Source organism: Rahnella sp. EDr1-12, from assembly GCF_049206505.1.
Lineage (GTDB): Bacteria > Pseudomonadota > Gammaproteobacteria > Enterobacterales > Enterobacteriaceae > Rahnella > Rahnella rivi.
On the sequence record NZ_JBLZNY010000008.1, the window covers coordinates 125963 to 145616 of the forward strand.

Consider the following 19654-nt stretch of genomic DNA (forward strand, 5'->3'; position numbering starts at 1 on the left):
GATTGTAGCAGAAACGTCGGCTGAGATTGACAGGCTTTACCGTGCAATTTGTTATCCCGGAACGCAGGCCGGATTCCCCATGCGCCGTTGCAGATGTTACATTACGCGTCTGGAAACACTCTCGCAAAAAGGTCTACATCATGGCAAAAACTGCTGCAGCAATGCATATCCTGGTAAAGGAAGAAGCACAGGCACTGGAACTTCTGGAACAACTGAAGAACGGTGGCGATTTTGAGAAGCTGGCTAAGAAGCACTCTACCTGCCCGTCAGGTAAGAAAGGCGGCCATTTAGGTGAATTCAAGCAAGGCGCAATGGTGCCGGCTTTCGACAAAGTGGTTTTCTCTGCACCGCTGATCGAGCCACAAGGCCCGCTGCACACTCAGTTCGGTTACCACATCATTAAGATTTTGTACCGCAACTAAGTTCTGCCTCTGCCAGAACCAAAAGAAAGGGCACCGCATTTTCATGCAGTGCCCTTTTTATTTCTATTTCATACCTGAGGGTTAACGAATTAACTCGCTACCGCAATGCGTTTCATATCTGTCATATAACCGCGCAGAGTGCGGCCAATTGACTCGATCGGGTGATTGCGAATCGCTTCGTTAACATCACGCAGCTGCGCGTTATCAACCTGCGTTTCAGCCACTGATTTGCCCAAATCGCCCGCCTGCAGCGTGGTCATGAACTCTTTCAGCAACGGTACGGCGGCGTTAGCGAACAGGTAGTTACCGTATTCAGCGGTATCAGAGATAACCACGTTCATTTCGTACAGACGCTTACGTGCAACGGTGTTGGCGATCAGCGGCAGCTCGTGCAGTGATTCGTAGTAAGCAGATTCTTCGATGATGCCGGAAGCCACCATGGTTTCGAAGGCCAGCTCAACGCCCGCTTTCACCATCGCAATCATCACAACGCCGTGATCGAAGTATTCCTGCTCGGAGATTTTACCGTCGAACTGAGGTGCGTTTTCGAACGCGGTGGCGCCCGTTTCTTCACGCCAGGTCAGCAGGTTTTTGTCGTCGTTCGCCCAGTCAGCCATCATGCCGCTGGAGAATTCGCCAGAGATGATGTCGTCCATGTGTTTCTGGAACAGTGGCGCCATGATCTCTTTCAGTTGTTCGGACAGCGCATAAGCACGCAGTTTCGCCGGGTTGGACAGACGGTCCATCATCAGCGTGATGCCGCCTTGTTTCAGCGCTTCGGTGATGGTTTCCCAGCCGAACTGCAGCAGTTTTTCTGCGTAAGCTTCATCAACGCCGTCAGCAACCAGTTTGTCGAAGCACAGCAGAGAACCGGCCTGTAACATACCGCACAGGATAGTCTGCTCGCCCATCAGGTCAGATTTCACTTCGGCAACGAAGGAAGACTGCAGAACGCCTGCACGGTGGCCGCCGGTGGCTGCTGCCCAGGCTTTAGCAATCGCCATGCCTTCGCCTTTCGGATCGTTTTCCGGGTGAACTGCGATCAGCGTCGGTACACCGAAACCGCGTTTGTATTCTTCACGTACTTCGGTACCCGGACATTTCGGCGCAACCATCACCACGGTGATGTCTTTACGGATTTGCTCGCCCACTTCAACGATGTTGAAACCGTGGGAATAGCCCAGGGTTGCGCCATCTTTCATCAGAGGCTGAACGGCTTTTACTACCGCGCTATGCTGTTTGTCTGGCGTCAGGTTAACGACCAGATCGGCCTGCGGGATCAGTTCTTCGTAGGTGCCGACTTTAAAGCCGTTTTCAGTCGCTTTACGCCATGAAGCGCGTTTCTCGGCAATCGCTTCTGCACGCAGGGTATATGACACATCCAGGCCAGAATCACGCATGTTCAGACCCTGGTTCAAACCTTGTGCGCCACAGCCCACGATCACCACTTTTTTACCTTTGAGGTAGCTGGCTTCATCGGCGAATTCATCGCGACCCATGAAGCGGCATTTGCCCAGTTGTGCCAGCTGCTGACGCAGGTTCAGTGTGTTGAAATAGTTAGCCATGTCTTGCTCCGTTCTTTCGAGGTAAGTGCTGTTATTTTTTGTTTCACCGGTGAGCCGGTGAACGCCGTGAATTCACTATATGTCATGCGACACATTGCTTAAATTGATATATTACGAAGATGACGTTGCAGATTATGCAATACTCCTGAACAGCCATCTTTAATGCGAGAAAACCGGGTAATCGTTATGGACTTACGTGATCTGAAACTGTTTTTACATCTGGCGGAAAGCCGCCATTTTGGCCGTTCATCGAAGGCGATGCATGTCAGCCCGTCCACGCTTTCGCGCCAGATCCAGCGGCTGGAAGAGGAGCTCGGCCAGCCGCTGTTTCAGCGTGATAACCGCACCGTGCAGCTGACCAGTGCGGGCGAACAGCTCAGAAACTTTGCCCAGCAGACGCTGCTGCATTACCAGCAACTGCGCAGCGGGCTGGATCAGCATGGCCCGACGCTGAGCGGCGAACTGCGTCTGTTTTGCTCGGTGACCGCCGCCTACAGCCATCTGCCGCCGATTCTGGACCGCTTCCGCGCACAGCATCCGCTGGTCGAAATTAAACTGACCACCGGCGATGCCGCCGATGCGGTCGAAAAAGTGCAGTCTACCGACGCGGATTTAGGTATCGCCGGACATCCTGAAAGTCTGCCGGGCAGCGTCGATTTCGCAAAGATTGGCGAAATCTCAATGATCCTGATTTCGCCTTCCCTGCCCTGCGCGGTACGCACCCAGGTCAGCGAACCTCATCCCGACTGGTCGCGGATCCCGTTTATTCTTCCCGAGCATGGCCCGGCGCGAAAACGTATCGACATCTGGTTCAAACGCAACCGCCTGAGCAATCCGCTGATTTACGCCACGGTGTCCGGCCATGAAGCGATTGTCTCGATGGTCGCGCTTGGCTGCGGCATTGCGCTGATCCCGTCGGTCGTGGTCGACAACAGCCCGGAATCCATCCGCAACCGCATTACCATTCTGGATAACGTTGCGGCCGGCGCACCGCTGGAGCTGGGCGTCTGCGTGCAGAAAAAACGCCTCAACGAACCGCTGATTGACGCGTTCTGGCAGTTGCTCTGAGCCTTTCAGGCAATAAAAAAACGGGACGCTTTTCAGGCGTCCCGTTTTCGTTATCAGCCCGCTAAGAAGAAGCGGAATGCCGGATTATCACTTTCGTTGTGACAGTCATAACCCAACGCCTTCAGGTTCTGTTCGAACTCCGGCTCTTCCTCGTTCAGCTCAAAGGCTGCCAGCACGCGACCAAAATCGGTGCCGTGGCTGCGATAATGGAACAGCGAAATATTCCAGTGCGTGCCCAGCGTGTGCAGGAATTTCAGCAAAGCGCCGGGGGATTCCGGGAACTCAAAGCTGTAAAGCCGCTCGCGCAGAGGCTTGGTCGGACGCCCGCCCACCATGTAACGCACATGCAGTTTCGCCATTTCATCATCAGAAAGATCGACCACCTGATAACCGTCGTGATTCAGCTCGTCGATGATTTCCAGACGTTCCGCATGTCCGCGCGTCAGACGCACGCCGACAAAAATGCAGGCGTTGTCGGCATCGGCATAACGGTAATTGAACTCCGTTACCGAACGGCCACCCAACAGCTGACAGAATTTCAGGAAGCTGCCTTTGCGCTCAGGAATGGTCACCGCCAGCAGCGCTTCGCGTTGCTCGCCCAGCTCGCAGCGTTCTGACACATAACGCAGACCGTGGAAATTCACGTTCGCGCCGGAAAGCACATGCGCCAGACGCTCGCCCTGAATGTTGTGCTGCTGAACGTATTTCTTCAGCCCCGCCAGCGCCAGCGCGCCGGAAGGTTCAGCAATCGCACGCACATCTTCGAACAAATCTTTCACGGCCGCGCAGATGGAATCACTGTCAACGGTGATCACATCATCCAGATATTCACGACACAGGCGGAAGGTTTCCGTCCCGATGCGCTTCACGGCCACGCCTTCGGCGAACAACCCGACACGCGCCAGATCAACCGGTTCACCGGCATCGAGCGCCGCGCGCAGACAAGCCGAATCTTCCGCTTCAACGCCGATCACCTGAATCTGCGGCATCAGCTGTTTGATCAGTACTGCGACACCCGCCGCAAGACCACCGCCGCCGACAGGCACGAAGACGCGGTCCAGATGTGCATCCTGTTGCAGCAGTTCCATCGCCAGCGTGCCCTGTCCGGCGATCACCGCCGGATGATCAAACGGCGGCACAAAGGTCATGCCCTGTTCCTGCGACAGCGTAATCGCTTTGGCTTTCGCCTCATCGAAATTCGCACCATGCAGCAGCACTTCGCCGCCGAAATTACGCACGGCATCGACCTTGATGTCAGCGGTCGCCACCGGCATTACGATCAGCGATTTAATGCCTTTTTTGGTCGCCGACAGCGCAACGCCCTGTGCGTGGTTACCGGCAGAAGCCGTAATCACGCCGCGCGCGGCCTGCTCTTCGGTCAGGCTGGCGATCATGGAATACGCACCGCGCAGTTTAAAACTGTGAACAGCCTGGCGGTCCTCCCTCTTCACCAGAATGGTGTTACCCAGCCGGGAAGAGATCTTTTCCATGACCTGCAAAGGCGTCACCTGTGCGACTTCATAAACCGGCGCACGCAGCACGGCGCGCAGATATTCGGCACCACCCGGCTGATCGGGCAGAGGTTGAGATACCGCCATGGCCTTTAGCCTCCCAGCTTAGACTTGTCGCGAACGGCGCCTTTATCGGCACTGGTCGCCAGCAATGCGTAAGCACGCAGCGCCAGAGACACCACGCGTTCGCGGTTCTTCGGCGTCCAGGCTTTGTCGCCACGCGCCAGTTCGGCTTCGTGACGGGCAGCCAGTTCAGCCGCAGGAACGTCCAGTACCATTTTGCGGTTCGGAATATCGATATCAATGATGTCGCCATCCTCCACCAGCGCAATCATGCCGCCGCTGCCCGCTTCCGGAGAAACGTGGCCGATGGACAGGCCGGAAGTGCCGCCGGAGAAACGACCGTCGGTGATCAGCGCACACTCTTTGCCCAGACCCATGGATTTCAGGTAGGTGGTCGGATACAGCATTTCCTGCATGCCCGGACCGCCTTTTGGCCCTTCGTAGCGGATAACCACGACGTCGCCGGACACGACTTTGCCACCGAGGATTGCGGAAACCGCATCATCCTGGCTTTCGTACACTTTGGCCGGGCCACGGAAAGTCAGGTTGGATTTATCCACGCCTGCGGTTTTCACGATACTGCCCGCTTCGGCGATGTTGCCGTAAAGCACGGCCAGACCGCCGTCTTTGCTGAACGCATGTTCCAGCGAGCGGATACACCCTTCCGCGCGGTCATCATCCAGCGTGTCCCAGCGGCAATCCTGAGAGAATGCCTGCGTGGTACGGATACCTGCCGGGCCTGCGCGGAACATTTTTTTCACCGCTTCGTCTTTGGTCAGCATGATGTCGTACTGTTCAAGCGTCTGCGTCAGATTCAGGCCCAGGATGTTTTTCACGTCGCGGTTCAGCAGGTTCGCGCGATCCAGCTCGCCCAGAATTGCCAGTACGCCACCGGCGCGGTGAACGTCTTCCATATGGTATTTCGGCGTGCTCGGTGCCACTTTACACAGGTGTGGTACAACGCGTGACAGACGGTCGATGTCGATCATATCGAACTCGATGCCGCCTTCCTGCGCCGCAGCCAGCAGGTGAAGAACGGTGTTAGTGGAACCGCCCATGGCGATATCCAGCGTCATGGCATTTTCGAATGCCGCTTTGCTGGCGATGTTGCGTGGCAACGCGGATTCATCATCTTTTTCGTAATAACGTTTGGTCAGCTCAACGATACGACGACCGGCATTCAGGAACAGATCCCGGCGGTCGGCGTGGGTCGCCAGCAATGAACCGTTACCCGGCTGAGACAGGCCCAGCGCTTCGGTCAGACAGTTCATGGAGTTGGCGGTGAACATACCGGAACAGGAACCACAGGTCGGACAGGCAGAACGTTCGATCTGTTCGCTGTCAGCATCGCTGACGTTCGGGTTTGCGCCCTGAATCATCGCATCGACCAGGTCGAGTTTGATGATTTTGTCGGACAACTTGGTTTTACCGGCTTCCATCGGACCGCCGGAAACGAAGATCACCGGAATGTTCAGGCGCAGTGACGCCATCAGCATTCCCGGGGTGATTTTGTCGCAGTTGGAAATACACACCATGGCATCGGCGCAGTGCGCGTTCACCATGTATTCCACGGAATCCGCGATCAGTTCGCGCGAAGGCAATGAATACAGCATGCCGCCATGACCCATGGCGATCCCGTCATCCACGGCGATGGTATTAAATTCTTTCGCTACGCCGCCGGACGCTTCGATTTGCTCAGCAACCAGTTTACCCAGATCGCGCAAGTGAACGTGGCCCGGTACGAACTGGGTAAAGGAGTTGACGACGGCAATAATGGGCTTACCGAAATCGTCATCGGTCATGCCGGTGGCACGCCATAATGCGCGGGCGCCAGCCATGTTGCGGCCATGAGTCGTGGTGTGGGAACGGTACTTAGGCATGCTCTGTTCACTCCAAATCATTTCTGTTTAGCAGGCAGCGAAATCGCTACCTGCGCAATTCTTATTCTTGTGACTACTGAGGGTTGATAGGATCCAGCCAACCCCATTTGTCTTCGGTTTTGCCGGTGAACAGGCCGAAGAACGCATCCTGAATTTGTTTGGTCACCGGACCACGTTTGCCGATGCCGACCTGAATGCCGTCCACGCTGCGTACTGGCGTGATTTCTGCGGCGGTGCCGGACATGAAGACTTCATCTGCCAGATACAGGGATTCACGGGACAATACCTGCTCACGCACTTCCAGACCCATATCTTTCGCCAGTTTAATAATAGCGTCACGGGTGATACCCGGCAGCGCGGAAGAGGTAAACGGAGGCGTGAACAGAATGCCTTCTTTCACTTCAAACAGGTTTTCGCCTGCGCCTTCAGAGACATAACCGTGAACGTCCAGCGCGATACCTTCCTGATAACCGTGGCGACGCGCTTCGCTGCCGACCAGCAATGAGGACAGGTAGTTACCACCGGCTTTCGCGGCAGTGGGAATGGTGTTGGCGGCAACGCGGTTCCAGGAAGACACCATGGCGTCGATGCCTTGTTCCAGCGCTTCTTCACCCAGATAGGCGCCCCACGGGAAGGCGGCAATGATCACGTCAGTTTTGTAGCCATCCGGTGGATTTACACCCATGCCGACATCGCCCACAAACACCAGCGGACGGATATAGGCGCTGACCAGATTGTTTTTGCGCAGGGTTTCGCGGCAGGCTTCCATCAGCTCATCAACACTCTGAGAAACCGGCATACGGTAGATTTTGGCGGAATCGCGCAGACGCTGCATATGTTCACGGTGGCGGAAGACGACCGGACCTTTATGGGAGTCGTAGCAACGTACGCCTTCGAAGACAGACGTGCCGTAATGCAACGCGTGTGACATCACGTGAACCTTCGCGTCTGCCCACGGAACCATCTCACCATTGAACCAAATGTAATCAGCTTTCTTCGTCATTCTTATCGTCCCTATTACTCACGCATTCGCGCGTATTTGTTGTGATGTGTGTTGCTGGATCTCGACACAGGCGACATCCATAAGTTTGCGTAACTGTGAAGACAGTAAATCTACCGGCCGCTGACTGGCAACGGTCAATTCGATATTTATGTTTTCCGCATTGACCATCGGGGTCATGTTCATCGCGCATACCTGAAAACCACGGTGGCGAACAACGCGTAATACGCGTTCCAACATTTCAGGGCGGAAACGGGCCTGGATTGAGACGTTATGCTGCATCATGACATTTTCTCCAACATGGTTTCGTTGCCTGCGCCCGGTGGCACCAGAGGCCAGACATTTTCATTTTCGTCGATGGAAACCTGAAGCAAATACGGACCTTCGCTGTTGAAGAAGGCGTCCAGAGCGGCATCGACTTGGTCTTTACGGTGAATGCGTTGGCCGGGGATGTTAAATGCGCTGGCCAGCGTCACAAAATCGGGGTTATCGGAGAGGTTGGTTTCACTGAAGCGTCCGTCGAAGAACAATTCCTGCCACTGTCGAACCATCCCTAACCGCTGGTTATCCAGCAGCAGGATTTTGACGGGCAACTGTTTTCGCTTGATGGTGCCCAGCTCCTGAACATTCATCATGAAGGAACCGTCACCGGAAACGCAGATCACCATGTCATCCGGGCGGGCAACCTGTGCGCCGACGGCTGCCGGAACGCCAAAGCCCATCGTGCCCAGACCGCTGGAGGTGATGAAGTTTTCCGGGCGGGTGAACTGCATATGTTGCGCGGTCCACATCTGATGCTGGCCGACGTCAGTCGTCACCACGGTATTCGCCGATTTACGATCAGAGATTTGTTTCAGCAGCAGCGGTGCATAAATCGCTTCGCCCGGATGGTCGTAGCGCCATTCGCCCTGCGCTTTCAGCGTCATCACTTCATCACGCCATGCGTTGATCTTCAGTGGCTGCTGCAGCGCCGGTAACAGCGCATTCAGATCACCCTGCAACGCCACGTGCGCCTGACGCAGTTTGTTCAGCTCAGCCGGATCGATATCCATATGGATAACCGCTGCGTGCGGCGCAAAGGTGTTCAGTTTTCCGGTCACACGGTCATCGAAGCGAGCACCAACGGCGATCAGTAAGTCAGAAGACTGCACCGCCAGATTCGCCGCTTTGGTGCCGTGCATTCCCAACATCCCCAGATAGCAGGGGTCAGTGGCATCCGGCGCGCCCAGGCCTTTCAGCGTGGCCACCGCAGGAATGCCGGTGGCCGAGATAAAATCGCGTAATGCCGGAACCGCCTGCGCCATCCCGACACCGCCGCCGATATACAGCATCGGTTTTTGCGCGGCGGCGATCATGGCGCGGGCCTGTTCCAGTTCTGCAACCGGGTGCGGGAAAGATTCTTCCACCGCCAGCAGATGGGGTGGCAGTTCGCCGGTCGCCAGCTGGATGTCTTTCGGGATGTCGATCAGCACCGGGCCCGGACGGCCGGAGCTGGCGATGGCAAACGCTTCAGCCATGATTTCCGGCAATGCGTCCAGCGATTCCACCAGGAAACTGTGTTTGGTGCAGGCCAGTGACAAACCTAAAACGTCGATCTCCTGGAAAGCGTCGGTACCGATAAAGGCGGAGCCGACCTGTCCGGTGATCGCCACCAGCGGAACGGAATCTAACAGCGCGTCGGCCAGACCGGTGATCAGGTTGGTCGCGCCAGGCCCGGAAGTGGCAATACACACGCCGACTTTTCCGGTTGAACGGGCATAGCCGATGGCGGCCATTGCGGCACCTTGCTCGTGCCGGCACAACAGGTGTTCCACGCCGCCGTCATACAGTGCATCGTATACCGGCATGATTGCCCCGCCGGGATAACCAAACACCATATCTACCCCCTGCGCACGCAACGCTTGTACTACCCACTGTGCTCCGTTCATCCTTATTCTCCTGCCTTTTTGCGACAAGTGCAGAACATTATGCTGTTGCTCATTTTCCGACCCCGCTTCACTGTTCTCTGAAATTCCTGACCCAAAAAAAAACCCCGGACCTTTCGGTGCGGGGTTTCTTTTCAGGTTCAGGCTTGTTTAATAAGCCTTTCTTCGTCCAAGTGCAGCCCCGCACGGTGGGATAATAATCACCACCACGCTAATCACGACTAGGCTAACTACGAGGAGAAGGGCTTTCATTTTTCGGTTTCTATAATTCATATTGCGAACGATTGCCTACAGAGTTATCACAGTAATGCATTTAATGACAACATTTTTCTTGCGTTATTAATTGCGGCCCGTCGCAGCATCAGCGAAAAATTCAGTGAAAAATCAAACCTTAGCGGGTTGATCTGTCGCCTGATTATTTATTGCTCCTGTTATCGCTTTTCCGCGCGTATCCCGGCCAAACGCCACCAGCACAGAAATCACGATGGCCACTGTCCCGGCCACAATGGCCATCGCCAGCCCGTAGTTATGTCCGTGACTTTCAGCAATGCTTGCCTGCAACGTGGCGTTGACCGACGCCAGCAGATTCCCAAGCTGATAAACAAAACCGGGCAGCACCGCGCGGGTATTAGCCGGCACCAGCTCGGTGAGATAAGACGGAATAACGCCCCACGCGCCCTGCACCATAAACTGCATCAGGAAAGCCCCCAGCCCGATGGTCCAGGTTCCGCTGGAGAAAGCCCACAGAGGGATCACCGGTAATGAGAGTAAGGCCGCGATAATAATGGCTTTTTTCCGCCCGATTTTTTCTGACAGCGTGCCAAAGAAGATACCGCCGATGATCGAGGCTATGGTGTAACTGATGGCGATCAGGCTGACCGTATGTGCATCAAAACCATGCTGAACTTTCAGGAATGAGGGGTAAAGATCCTGCGTTCCGTGGCTGAAGAAATTGAACGCCGCCATCAGCACCACCAGATAGACGCAGAGTTTCCAGTGCGATTTCAGCACCGGCAGCAACGCTGTACTTTCTTTTCGCTCACGGGCGGCCAGCCAGACCGGGGATTCCTGCACTTTGAACCAGATGAACGGCAGCAGGAAAACGGGCACCGCACCGATCACAAACATTCCGCGCCAGCCAACCAGTTCTGAGAACAGCCCGTACACCACCGCCGCCAGCAGATAACCAAACGGATAACCGGCCTGGAAAATCCCCGACATCATGCCGCGTGAACGGTCGGGGATGGTTTCCATCGCCAGTGATGACGCCACGCCCCAGACACCGCCCATCGCGATCCCGTAAATCACACGCAGGATCAGGAAAATGGTCAGCGACGGTGCTGCTGCCGTACACAGTTCAAAAATGGAAAAGCAGGCAATGTTCACCATCAGCACCGGCTTACGCCCGTATTTTTCCGCTGCCCGCCCAAACACCAGCGCGCCAATTGGCCGCACTGCCAGCGTCAGTAAAATAGCCAGCGTGACCTCTTTGATATCCACCTGAAATGCGGTCGCTATATCACTGAGAAGAAAGACTAAAATAAAGAAATCGAAGGCGTCGAGAGTCCAGCTCAAAAAACTGGCGATGGCAACGTTTCGCTGCCGTGAAGTCCAACCAAACATGGGTGTATCCCTATTCCGGAAAGATGCAGGCAATGCGCTCAACGAGCCGATACGGAAAATCCTCGGTGAGGCAGAGAGATGTTAATTAATAATTGGTATTTGTTTGTTTATTGTTAAATACATTCAAATTAAACACCGCTGATGCACAAACCAGCAACTTAATTAGCCCGCTAATTTGTTTCCAGACACCACAAGCTGTTAGAGGATGTTGCGACTTATGCGAGACGCCGCACAGCCCTCTGATTTCATTTGCTAAATTCATGAGATTTTTTGCGTAACGTTGCGCAGGGCTGAGATCTTATTTCCGCAACCGTCGGGCATTACGGCATGCTGTTGTCAGGAATTTTCACCGCAAAGGAAAAAGCATGTCATTAGCCGTGGTATTTACGCGCGCATCGCTGGGCGTTCAGGCACCCGGCGTCTCTGTCGAAGTGCATATCAGCAACGGCTTACCCGCGCTGACGCTGGTCGGATTGCCTGAAACCACCGTTAAAGAAGCCAGGGACCGTGTGCGCAGCGCAATCATTAACTGCGGATTCACTTTTCCGGCAAAGCGCATCACCGTGAACCTCGCGCCCGCAGATTTACCCAAGGAAGGCGGCCGCTACGATCTGTCGATAGCCCTGGCGATTCTGGTGGCCTCTGAGCAATTGCAGGGAGATAAGCTGAATGAATATGAATTCTTAGGTGAACTCGGGCTTTCAGGCGCATTGCGCAGCGTTAACGGCGCGATCCCGGCCGCACTTGAGGCGCAAAAAGAGGGGCGCATCCTGATCCTCCCGCAAAACAATCAGGCGGAAATGACGCTGCTGGATCCCGGCGTCGCGCGCATCGCCGGACATTTGCTACAGGTTTGCGCCTTTCTTCAGGGCGAAGACAACCTGCCGACCATCGAATACCCGGCGCAGTCTTCCGCTCAGGCGAATCCGCCCGACATTGCGGAAATCATCGGTCAGGAGCAGTCCAAGCGAGCGCTGGAAGTCGCCGCTGCAGGCGGCCATAACTTACTGCTGATTGGCCCGCCTGGCACAGGCAAAACCATGCTCGCCAGCCGGTTACCCGGATTGCTGCCGCCCCTGAGCAATGAAGAAAAACTGGAAACCGCGGCCATCGCCAGCCTGGTGTATAACCCGGAGGAAGATGGCGAGTTTTCCCGCGTTCGCCCGTTTCGCGCGCCGCATCACAGCACGTCGATGAGTGCGCTGGTTGGCGGCGGTTCATTGCCCAGACCGGGAGAAATTTCTCTGGCCCACAACGGCGTTCTGTTTCTTGATGAGCTGCCTGAATTTCAGCGTCAGGTTTTGGATGCTCTGCGCCAGCCAATGGAGTCCGGCGAAATCACCATTTCCCGCGCCCGGGCGAAAGTACGCTATCCGGCAAGAGCACAACTGATTGCCGCGATGAATCCCAGCCCGACCGGACATTATCAGGGCGTCCATAACCGCACGCCGCCACAGCAGGTCTTACGCTATCTGAGCCGGCTATCAGGGCCTTTCCTGGACCGTTTCGATTTATCGATTGAAGTACCGCTTTTACCGCCGGGTATTTTGAGCCAGCAAAATCATGCGCCTGTCGTGAGGGAAAGTAGCGCAGAAGTGCGGGAGCGGGTGTTGATCGCCAGGGACATTCAGTTAAACCGGGCGGGGAAAATTAACGCCCATCTCAAAAGTAGTGAAGTTGAGTTGTATTGTGTTTTAACCAAAGCGGATGCGGAATTTCTGGAAGAGGTACTGCATAAACTGGGATTGTCGGTGAGAGCCTGGCATCGCATTCTTAAAGTCGCGAGAACGCTGGCCGATTTGGGGGGCTGTGAAGCCATTGAACGCAAACATATTGCGGAGGCGCTGAGCTATCGCAGCATGGATAGGCTATTGTTAACGCTGCATAAGAGTCTGGCATAAAAAAACGGGGCAGAGCCCCGTTTCATTAGTCGTCGCTTTCCGTGTAGTCTTCTACAGCGTCAGCCTGCGGCTTACCGCCAGACAACGTGTGGAATTTCTTCGGACGACGCGTGCGGACAATGTATTTGTTCCACACTTTTTCTGCATCCGTTACCGGTTCACGCGTACCGCGGCAAACCTCAAGGAACAGCTTTTCTTCGTCGGTTGCTGGCTCGCGTTTTCCCAAATCCAGTTCGTTAAAGGCAAAGCCGTAACGTTCTAGCATTTGCGCTTCTTTAATGGTGAAATCGCCATGCCGGGAGAACCCGCGAGGGTAATGTTTATTATCAAAAAAACGACTTGTCGTGGTGAAGCTTTCCGCCATCTGACACGCTCCTAATTCTCTCATGGTCGTGCTGTTATGGCGCGGAGTATTAGTTAGGCTTGACATTGTGTAAAACAAAACATTTAAATCTTAACGACAAAAATAATTGGAGATGGTTTTGGACACGGAATTACTGAAAACCTTTTTGGAGGTCAGTAGAACTCGCCACTTTGGTCGGGCGGCGGAATCTCTCTATCTTACGCAATCCGCTGTCAGCTTTCGTATCCGGCAACTGGAAACTCAACTTGGTGCGAATTTATTCACCCGCCATCGAAATAATATCCGCTTAACGCCCGCAGGAGAGCGCCTGCTGCCTTACGCCGAAAATCTGATGTCTACCTGGCAACTGGCGAAAAAAGAGGTGATACGCTCGTTACAGCACACAGAATTGTCGATTGGTGCCACTGCATCGCTCTGGGAAGCGTATCTGACCCCCTGGATGCAGTCTCTCTATGTGCAACGTGACACGTTACGGCTGGAAGCGCGCATCGCGTTACGCCAGTCACTGGTGAAGCAATTGCATGAAAGACAACTGGATTTGCTGATCACTACCGAGCCGCCAAAGATGGATGAACTCTCAAGCCAGTTGCTGGGTAATTTCTCGTTACGACTTTTTTCATCGCAGAAAACGGTCAGAAGCGAGCATTCGCCTTACGTGAAGCTGGAATGGGGTGCAGATTTTCCACAGCAGGAAAAATTGCAGAACAGCGATCAGGAGCCGGTGCTGACAACAACCTCGGCACATCTGACGCGTCAGTTGCTTGAACAAACCGGTGGTTGTGCTTTCCTGCCTGCACACTGGGCAAAAGAATACCCACAACTTGCGGTGCATGAAGACGTTCCACCGGTGATCCGCCCGCTCTATGCGGTGTGGCTGCAAAACAGCGATCAGCAGGTTTTGATCCGTCAGTTACTCAAAACACCGCTGATCACTCATCTCTGAGCCTGCCGCGATCAGGTTGGCTCAGGGCGCGGGTGACGTGCTCTTCTGGCGGTCCAGAATGACCCCATGCCCTTCTGCAAGCCGATAAAGACAAACAGCAGGATGCCCATGACGATTTTGGTCCACCAGGAGCTGAGCGTGCCGTCGAAGGTGATGTAGGTTTGTATTAAACCCTGAATCAGCACGCCGAAAAGGCTTCCGAGCACGGTGCCTACACCGCCGCTGAGTAACGTACCGCCAATCACCACCGAGGCGATAGCATCCAGCTCTACGCCGCTGGCAGCCAGTGCGTAGCCCGCAGAGGTGTAGAGTGAGAACACAATGCCGGAAAGAACTGCCAGCGTACTCGACAGCATGTAGATATAAATCGTGGTACGTCTGACCGGAACGCCCATCAGCGCTGCCGAAACATTACTGCCACCGACCGCATAAACGTTGTTACCAAAGCGGGTACGGTGCGCCAGAATAATCCCCACGAAAACCACCATGAGCATGACCAGCGCCAACAGAGTAAAGCGGCCTCCTCCCGGCATTTTCCACGCGAAATTGGCGAGAAAATCATAAACAGGATGATTGATGGGCAGCGACTCTTCCGACACGATAAAACTCATCCCGCGCACAAAAAACATACCGGCAAGGGTGATGATAAACGCCGGGAGCTTTAAGGTGTCGATAATCCAGCCCATCAGCGCGCCAAACATCGCCCCCATCAGCAGGACAATCACAAACGCATAACCGGGCGCGACACCGTATTCACCAATCAGTTTTGCCAGCAACACGCCGGTAAAGGCAATGACAGAGCCCACGGAAAGGTCGATACCACCAGAGAGAATGACGAACGTCATACCGACGGCGACAATCCCAAGAAACGCGTTATCGGTCAGTAAATCAAAGAAGACCCGCGTGGAGGCGAATCCGGGAAATTGCGTGAAGCAATAACCATATCCGGCAAGGAACACCACGATTGTAATCAGCAGGGGCAAATTTCTTTTCAGCATTATCCCTTCCTCCGGAACAGATTACTGAGGGATACCCGTGGCGACTGCACCACCAGGACGGCCAGTACCACCAGCGCTTTCAGCACCAGATTAAATTCAGGCTTAAAACCTGAGAGCAGGATGCCAGTATTCATACCCTGAATGATCAGCGCACCGATGACCGAGAGAAGCAAATTGAAGCGCCCCCCGAGCAACGATCCACCGCCAATGACCACGGCCAAAATTGCGTCCAGCTCCAGCCACAACCCCGCATTATTGGCATCCGCACCGCGAATATCGGCGGTCACAATCACGCCGGCAACCGCCGCGCAGATCCCGCAAATCACATAAGTGGAAATCAGCACCAGACGCGCATTCACACCCGCGTTATAAGCCGAACGGATGTTTATCCCAACCGACTCAATAAACAAGCCAAGCGCCGTTTTCCGCGTCAGCGCCCACACCAGGAACAGCATCACGACCACAATGATGACCGGCATCGGCAGGTAAAACAGAGAGCCGCTGCCGAACTGCGATAAGCCATTATGTTCGAAGGTAACGATTTGTCCTTCAGTGATGAGCTGTGCAATACCGCGCCCGGCCACCATCAGCATCAATGTTGCGACAATCGGCTGAATCTGCAGAACGGCAACCAGAAAACCATTCCACAGGCCACACACGGCGCCGACCCCCACAGAAGCCAGCAGCACCATCATCAGCGGATAACCCTGAACCGTCATGGTGGCTGCCGTCGCGCCGGCGATAGCCATGACGGCACCGACGGAGAGATCGATACCCCCGGTCGCAATCACCAGCGTCATTCCAAGTGCAAGCAGCGCCACCGGTGCACCACGATTGAAGATATCAACCAGACTGCCGAACAGGCGGCCATCCTGAATGTGGATGGAGAAAAAGCCCGGTGCCACCAGGCTGTCGATCAATAATATTGCGATGAACGCCCCGATTTGAGTGGCGCCCTTAGGAAATACCCATCGAACTTTGCGCGGTGTTCCTGTCATCGGCAGACTCCTGTTACTCATCGCTATCTCCTCACTGAGCCGCAATGGCTTTCATAATGGCTGGCACGGAGATCTCAGCCTGCTCAATTTCGGCGACATGACGACGATCGCGCAGTACCACGATCCGATCGGCATAACCCGCCAGCTCTTCCAGTTCAGAAGAAATCACCAGCAACGCCAGCCCCTCATCGCACAGTTTTTCAATCAGACGAATGATTTCAGCATGCGCACCCACATCAATACCGCGGGTGGGTTCATCAAGGATAAGAAAGCGGGGATTGGTCGCCAGCCAGCGGGACAGCAACACTTTTTGTTGATTCCCGCCGGAGAGATACTGGATTTCCTGCTCGGTTCCGGGAGTACGAATACCAAGAAGTTTGATGAATTTTTCAGAGATCTGATGCTGTTCTTTCAACGGTAAAGGACGTAACCAACCGCGCTGAGCCTGTAAAGCAAGAATGATGTTTTCCCTCACCGTGGCCGCGCCAATAATACCGTCAGTTTTGCGATCCTCCGGGCAATAACCAAACCCCAGCTTTGCGGCTTTGCGCGGCGTACTGATGGTTTCTGCACGCCCATTGACCTGCGCTTTACCGCTGTCATGACCTTTTATGCCAAAAATCAGCTGAGCGGTTTCTGTCCGTCCGGATCCAAGTAATCCTGCCAGACCGACAATTTCGCCACGACGAACGTGAAGATCAAAATTCTCAACCACACCACGGCGGCCGTAATCTTTAAAATCGACCAGCGGTTCGCCAGTGACATTTCTGTGTTCCGTACGTTTGAGCAGGCTTTCATCAAAACTGTGGCCCAGCATCATTGGAACAAGATCGATACGCGGTAAATCCACGGTACGCTCGGAACCCACACGTTTGCCGTTTCGCAACACCGTGATGCGATCGCTGATGCGGTAAACCTGATCAAGAAAATGGGTCACAAAGATCATCCCCACGCCTTTGCCCCGAAGCTGGATGAGAATATCGAGCAGCATGCTGACTTCTTTTGCATCAAGGCTGGCGGTGGGTTCATCAAGGATTAAGACCTGTGCAGAAAGGTCAACGGCGCGGGCAATTGCCACGATTTGCTGAATCGCAATGGAGTAAGTTGAGAGTGGCTGACTGACATCCAGATGCAGCCCGTAGCCTTCCAGAAGCGCCCCGGCCTGCTGTTCCATCTTGCGCTGATTCACCAGACCAAAACGGGTAGGTTCGCGCCCGATGAAAAGATTAGCTGCAACGGAGATATTGGGCAGGAGATTCACTTCCTGATAAACCGTACCGATTCCCAGTGATTGGGCATGCGCGGTATTAACAGGCTCGATGGATGTACCATTCAAAAATACCTGTCCGGCAGAACGTTTATAGACGCCAGTCAGGGCTTTAATCATTGTAGATTTACCGGCACCGTTCTCGCCTAAAAGAGCAACTATTTCACCACGTTCGAGGGTAAAGTCGACATTTTCCAGCGCCTTAACGCCGGGGAATTCTACAGAGAGGCCGCGCACATCGAGCAGCATTGCTGAACCTGGATTATCCGTCACGTCACTACTCCTGCTGCATCCGCCATCGGCGGAAAGGGAATAATTTCTACCGGCCTGCCATCAGACAGACCGGTAAAATCGGCTTAATAACCCATGTCTTTTTTCATGTCGTATTCTTTCTGAGCCATATCCGGCAAGATCAAAGCGGACTGAGTCTGAATAAATTTCTTCGGTTGAGTACCGTCTTTTTTCATGGCGATTAATGCATCGAATGCAGGACCGGCCATGTTAGGTGTCAGCTCGACAGAAGCATTGGCTTCGCCATTCAGCATGGCTTTATAGATATCAGGAACGCCGTCGATCGAGACGATTTTGATCTGCGAACCTGGTTTCAGACCCGCTTCTTTGATGGCCTGAATAGCACCGATTGCCATGTCATCGTTATGTGCATAGACGGCACAAATGTTTTTGCCGTTTTGTTCAGCTTTGATGAAGCTTTCCATGACTTCTTTACCCTTGCTACGGGTAAAGTCACCAGACTGTGAGCGGATGATTTTTACATTTGGTGCCGCTTTAAGCGCATCCGCAAACCCTTTTTTACGGTTTAACGCGACGCTCGCACCGACGGTTCCCTGAAGTTCGACCACGTTACAAGGCTTACCCGCGACATCTTTCACCAGCCAGTCACCGGCAACTTTACCTTCGTAAACGCTGTCAGACGCGACGGCGGCGGTGTACAGAGAAGGATCGCTGACTTCAATAGTTCGGTCCAACAGGAATACGGGGATCTTCGCTTCTTTAGCTTCGGTCAGAACAGGAGCCCAGCCGGTTGCGACTACCGGTGCAATAAAGATGGCATCTACGCCTTGCGCAATAAACGAACGTATTGCCTTAATTTGGTTCTCTTGTTTTTGCTGAGCATCCGCAATTTTCAGTGTGATCCCGCGTTTTTCCGCCTCTGACTTAGACACTTTAGTCTCTGCTGAACGCCAACCAGACTCTGAGCCGATCTGAGAAAAACCCACAACCAGCGGAGCTGCCTGTGCCGCACCACAAAGTGCTGTTGCTACTGCTGCTGCCACAAATAAGCGTTTGTACATGTTTCTTTCCTCGCGTGTAGTCTGAGCTACTTTTTGTTATGACTCGTTGGGTACGGCCAGAACATGCACCTGATATACGCATTCCCCCGTCACGACAATTACGTCGTAAAAAGGGGGAAAAGAGTCATATCAGGTTCTGGTTGTCGTCATAAGACGATGATTAGGTTTAGTACACAGGGAAAAAGGGAGCATGAGCGGGGTCACATATGGGGATAACAATCATTTAGTGCATGTATTTAGCCAAAATATGACCAGAAATAACCGGAAATAGCGGCGGTATTGCGCTTAAAGTGTGCAAATGTCTGCAATGAAAGGTGTGTGCATTGAGGAGTAATGTGTTTGCGAGGAACAGTCAGGGAATTTTAGATAAAAAAAAGCCCCTCGCTTTCGCGAAGGGCTCTGATATGGCAGGGGCGGAGAGACTCGAACTCGCGACACCCGGTTTTGGAGACCGGTGCTCTACCAACTGAGCTACGCCCCTAAATTACGCTTAACATTATGCCTGCTAAAATTAGCAGGCATAATCAAATAAGTGGCGGAACGGACGGGGCTCGAACCCGCGACCCCCTGCGTGACAGGCAGGTATTCTAACCAACTGAACTACCGCTCCACCGGTTCTTTCACACCCATCAGAAATCGTCTGATGCGCGTTTGTTCCTGTTATTTTCCTTGTCAGGGGAAAAGGAACTAATTTGATGCCTGGCAGTTCCCTACTCTCGCATGGGGAGACCCCACACTACCATCGGCGCTACGGCGTTTCACTTCTGAGTTCGGCATGGGGTCAGGTGGGACCACCGCGCTAGTGCCGCCAGG

17 protein-coding genes, 2 tRNA genes and 1 rRNA gene are annotated in these 19654 nt (G+C 54.1%); 4 read left to right on the top strand and 16 right to left on the bottom strand.

Features of this window, described 5'->3' with window-relative positions:
• The first annotated feature begins 140 nt into the window (after positions 1-140).
• On the top strand, positions 141-422 hold the full coding sequence (ppiC, locus tag ACO0U8_RS22265; RefSeq protein WP_056772340.1) for a peptidylprolyl isomerase PpiC: 282 nt from the start codon (positions 141-143) through the stop codon (positions 420-422).
• Positions 423-511: 89 nt separating this feature from the next.
• Here the strand turns inward: ppiC and ilvC are convergent, their stop codons facing one another.
• Positions 512-1987 carry a ketol-acid reductoisomerase gene (gene ilvC / locus ACO0U8_RS22270; RefSeq protein ID WP_056772344.1) on the bottom strand — a complete coding sequence of 492 codons (1476 nt, stop codon included), beginning with the start codon at positions 1985-1987 and terminating at the stop codon, positions 512-514.
• A 186-nt stretch (positions 1988-2173) separates the two neighbouring features.
• Between ilvC and ilvY the strand changes: the two genes are divergently transcribed.
• Positions 2174-3055, top strand: a complete 882-nt coding sequence (gene ilvY, locus ACO0U8_RS22275; RefSeq protein ID WP_421671644.1) for an HTH-type transcriptional activator IlvY — start codon at positions 2174-2176, stop codon at positions 3053-3055.
• Between the two features lie 53 nt (positions 3056-3108).
• On the opposite strand, the gene ilvA is transcribed toward ilvY, so the two are convergent.
• The 7 genes from ilvA to ACO0U8_RS22310 all read right to left on the bottom strand — a co-directional run bounded on the left by ilvA (position 3109) and on the right by ACO0U8_RS22310 (position 11057).
• The gene (gene ilvA / locus ACO0U8_RS22280) at positions 3109-4653 is read right to left on the bottom strand and encodes a threonine ammonia-lyase, biosynthetic (RefSeq protein ID WP_122096503.1); all 1545 of its coding nucleotides are present in this window, start codon (positions 4651-4653) and stop codon (positions 3109-3111) included.
• Between the two features lie 5 nt (positions 4654-4658).
• Positions 4659-6509: a dihydroxy-acid dehydratase gene (gene ilvD / locus ACO0U8_RS22285; RefSeq protein WP_122096502.1), complete on the bottom strand. Its 1851-nt coding sequence runs from the start codon at positions 6507-6509 to the stop codon at positions 4659-4661.
• A 73-nt stretch (positions 6510-6582) separates the two neighbouring features.
• The gene (locus ACO0U8_RS22290) at positions 6583-7512 is read right to left on the bottom strand and encodes a branched-chain amino acid transaminase (RefSeq protein ID WP_056772355.1); all 930 of its coding nucleotides are present in this window, start codon (positions 7510-7512) and stop codon (positions 6583-6585) included.
• Between the two features lie 18 nt (positions 7513-7530).
• Complete coding sequence (ilvM, locus tag ACO0U8_RS22295) at positions 7531-7794, bottom strand: acetolactate synthase 2 small subunit (protein WP_013577547.1); 264 nt, start codon at positions 7792-7794, stop codon at positions 7531-7533.
• A complete protein-coding gene (gene ilvG / locus ACO0U8_RS22300; protein ID WP_421671645.1) occupies positions 7791-9437 on the bottom strand; it encodes an acetolactate synthase 2 catalytic subunit in 1647 nt (548 codons plus the stop codon). The genes ilvM and ilvG overlap by 4 nt, the downstream gene beginning before the upstream one ends.
• Positions 9438-9584: 147 nt before the next feature.
• The gene (gene ilvL / locus ACO0U8_RS22305; RefSeq protein ID WP_015699153.1) at positions 9585-9686 is read right to left on the bottom strand and encodes an ilv operon leader peptide; all 102 of its coding nucleotides are present in this window, start codon (positions 9684-9686) and stop codon (positions 9585-9587) included.
• Positions 9687-9818: 132 nt separating this feature from the next.
• A complete protein-coding gene (locus tag ACO0U8_RS22310) occupies positions 9819-11057 on the bottom strand; it encodes an MFS transporter (RefSeq protein WP_056772359.1) in 1239 nt (412 codons plus the stop codon).
• Positions 11058-11422: 365 nt separating this feature from the next.
• Here ACO0U8_RS22310 and ACO0U8_RS22315 point away from each other — a divergent pair, with 365 nt between their 5' ends.
• Positions 11423-12958, top strand: coding sequence for a YifB family Mg chelatase-like AAA ATPase (locus ACO0U8_RS22315; protein WP_421671646.1), 1536 nt, complete (start codon positions 11423-11425; stop codon positions 12956-12958).
• A gap of 25 nt (positions 12959-12983) precedes the next feature.
• Here ACO0U8_RS22315 and ACO0U8_RS22320 read toward each other — a convergent pair whose 3' ends face one another.
• The gene (locus ACO0U8_RS22320) at positions 12984-13322 is read right to left on the bottom strand and encodes a DUF413 domain-containing protein (RefSeq protein ID WP_056772365.1); all 339 of its coding nucleotides are present in this window, start codon (positions 13320-13322) and stop codon (positions 12984-12986) included.
• Between the two features lie 118 nt (positions 13323-13440).
• On the opposite strand from ACO0U8_RS22320, the gene hdfR reads away from it, so the two are divergent.
• Complete coding sequence (hdfR, locus tag ACO0U8_RS22325; RefSeq protein ID WP_056772412.1) at positions 13441-14265, top strand: HTH-type transcriptional regulator HdfR; 825 nt, start codon at positions 13441-13443, stop codon at positions 14263-14265.
• Between the two features lie 11 nt (positions 14266-14276).
• On the opposite strand, the gene yjfF is transcribed toward hdfR, so the two are convergent.
• The 7 genes from yjfF to rrf all read right to left on the bottom strand — a co-directional run bounded on the left by yjfF (position 14277) and on the right by rrf (position 19654).
• Positions 14277-15263, bottom strand: coding sequence for a galactofuranose ABC transporter, permease protein YjfF (gene yjfF / locus ACO0U8_RS22330; RefSeq protein ID WP_056772370.1), 987 nt, complete (start codon positions 15261-15263; stop codon positions 14277-14279).
• Positions 15263-16282, bottom strand: a complete 1020-nt coding sequence (ytfT, locus tag ACO0U8_RS22335) for a galactofuranose ABC transporter, ATP-binding protein YtfT (protein ID WP_122096498.1) — start codon at positions 16280-16282, stop codon at positions 15263-15265. The genes yjfF and ytfT overlap by 1 nt, the downstream gene beginning before the upstream one ends.
• Positions 16283-16292: 10 nt before the next feature.
• Positions 16293-17777 carry a galactofuranose ABC transporter, ATP-binding protein YtfR gene (gene ytfR, locus ACO0U8_RS22340; RefSeq protein WP_183850435.1) on the bottom strand — a complete coding sequence of 495 codons (1485 nt, stop codon included), beginning with the start codon at positions 17775-17777 and terminating at the stop codon, positions 16293-16295.
• Positions 17778-17884: 107 nt separating this feature from the next.
• Positions 17885-18841: a galactofuranose ABC transporter, galactofuranose-binding protein YtfQ gene (gene ytfQ / locus ACO0U8_RS22345; protein WP_056772381.1), complete on the bottom strand. Its 957-nt coding sequence runs from the start codon at positions 18839-18841 to the stop codon at positions 17885-17887.
• A gap of 405 nt (positions 18842-19246) precedes the next feature.
• Positions 19247-19322, bottom strand: a tRNA-Trp gene (locus ACO0U8_RS22350).
• A 52-nt stretch (positions 19323-19374) separates the two neighbouring features.
• Positions 19375-19451, bottom strand: a tRNA-Asp gene (locus ACO0U8_RS22355).
• 87 nt (positions 19452-19538) lie between these two features.
• Positions 19539-19654, bottom strand: a 5S ribosomal RNA gene (rrf, locus tag ACO0U8_RS22360).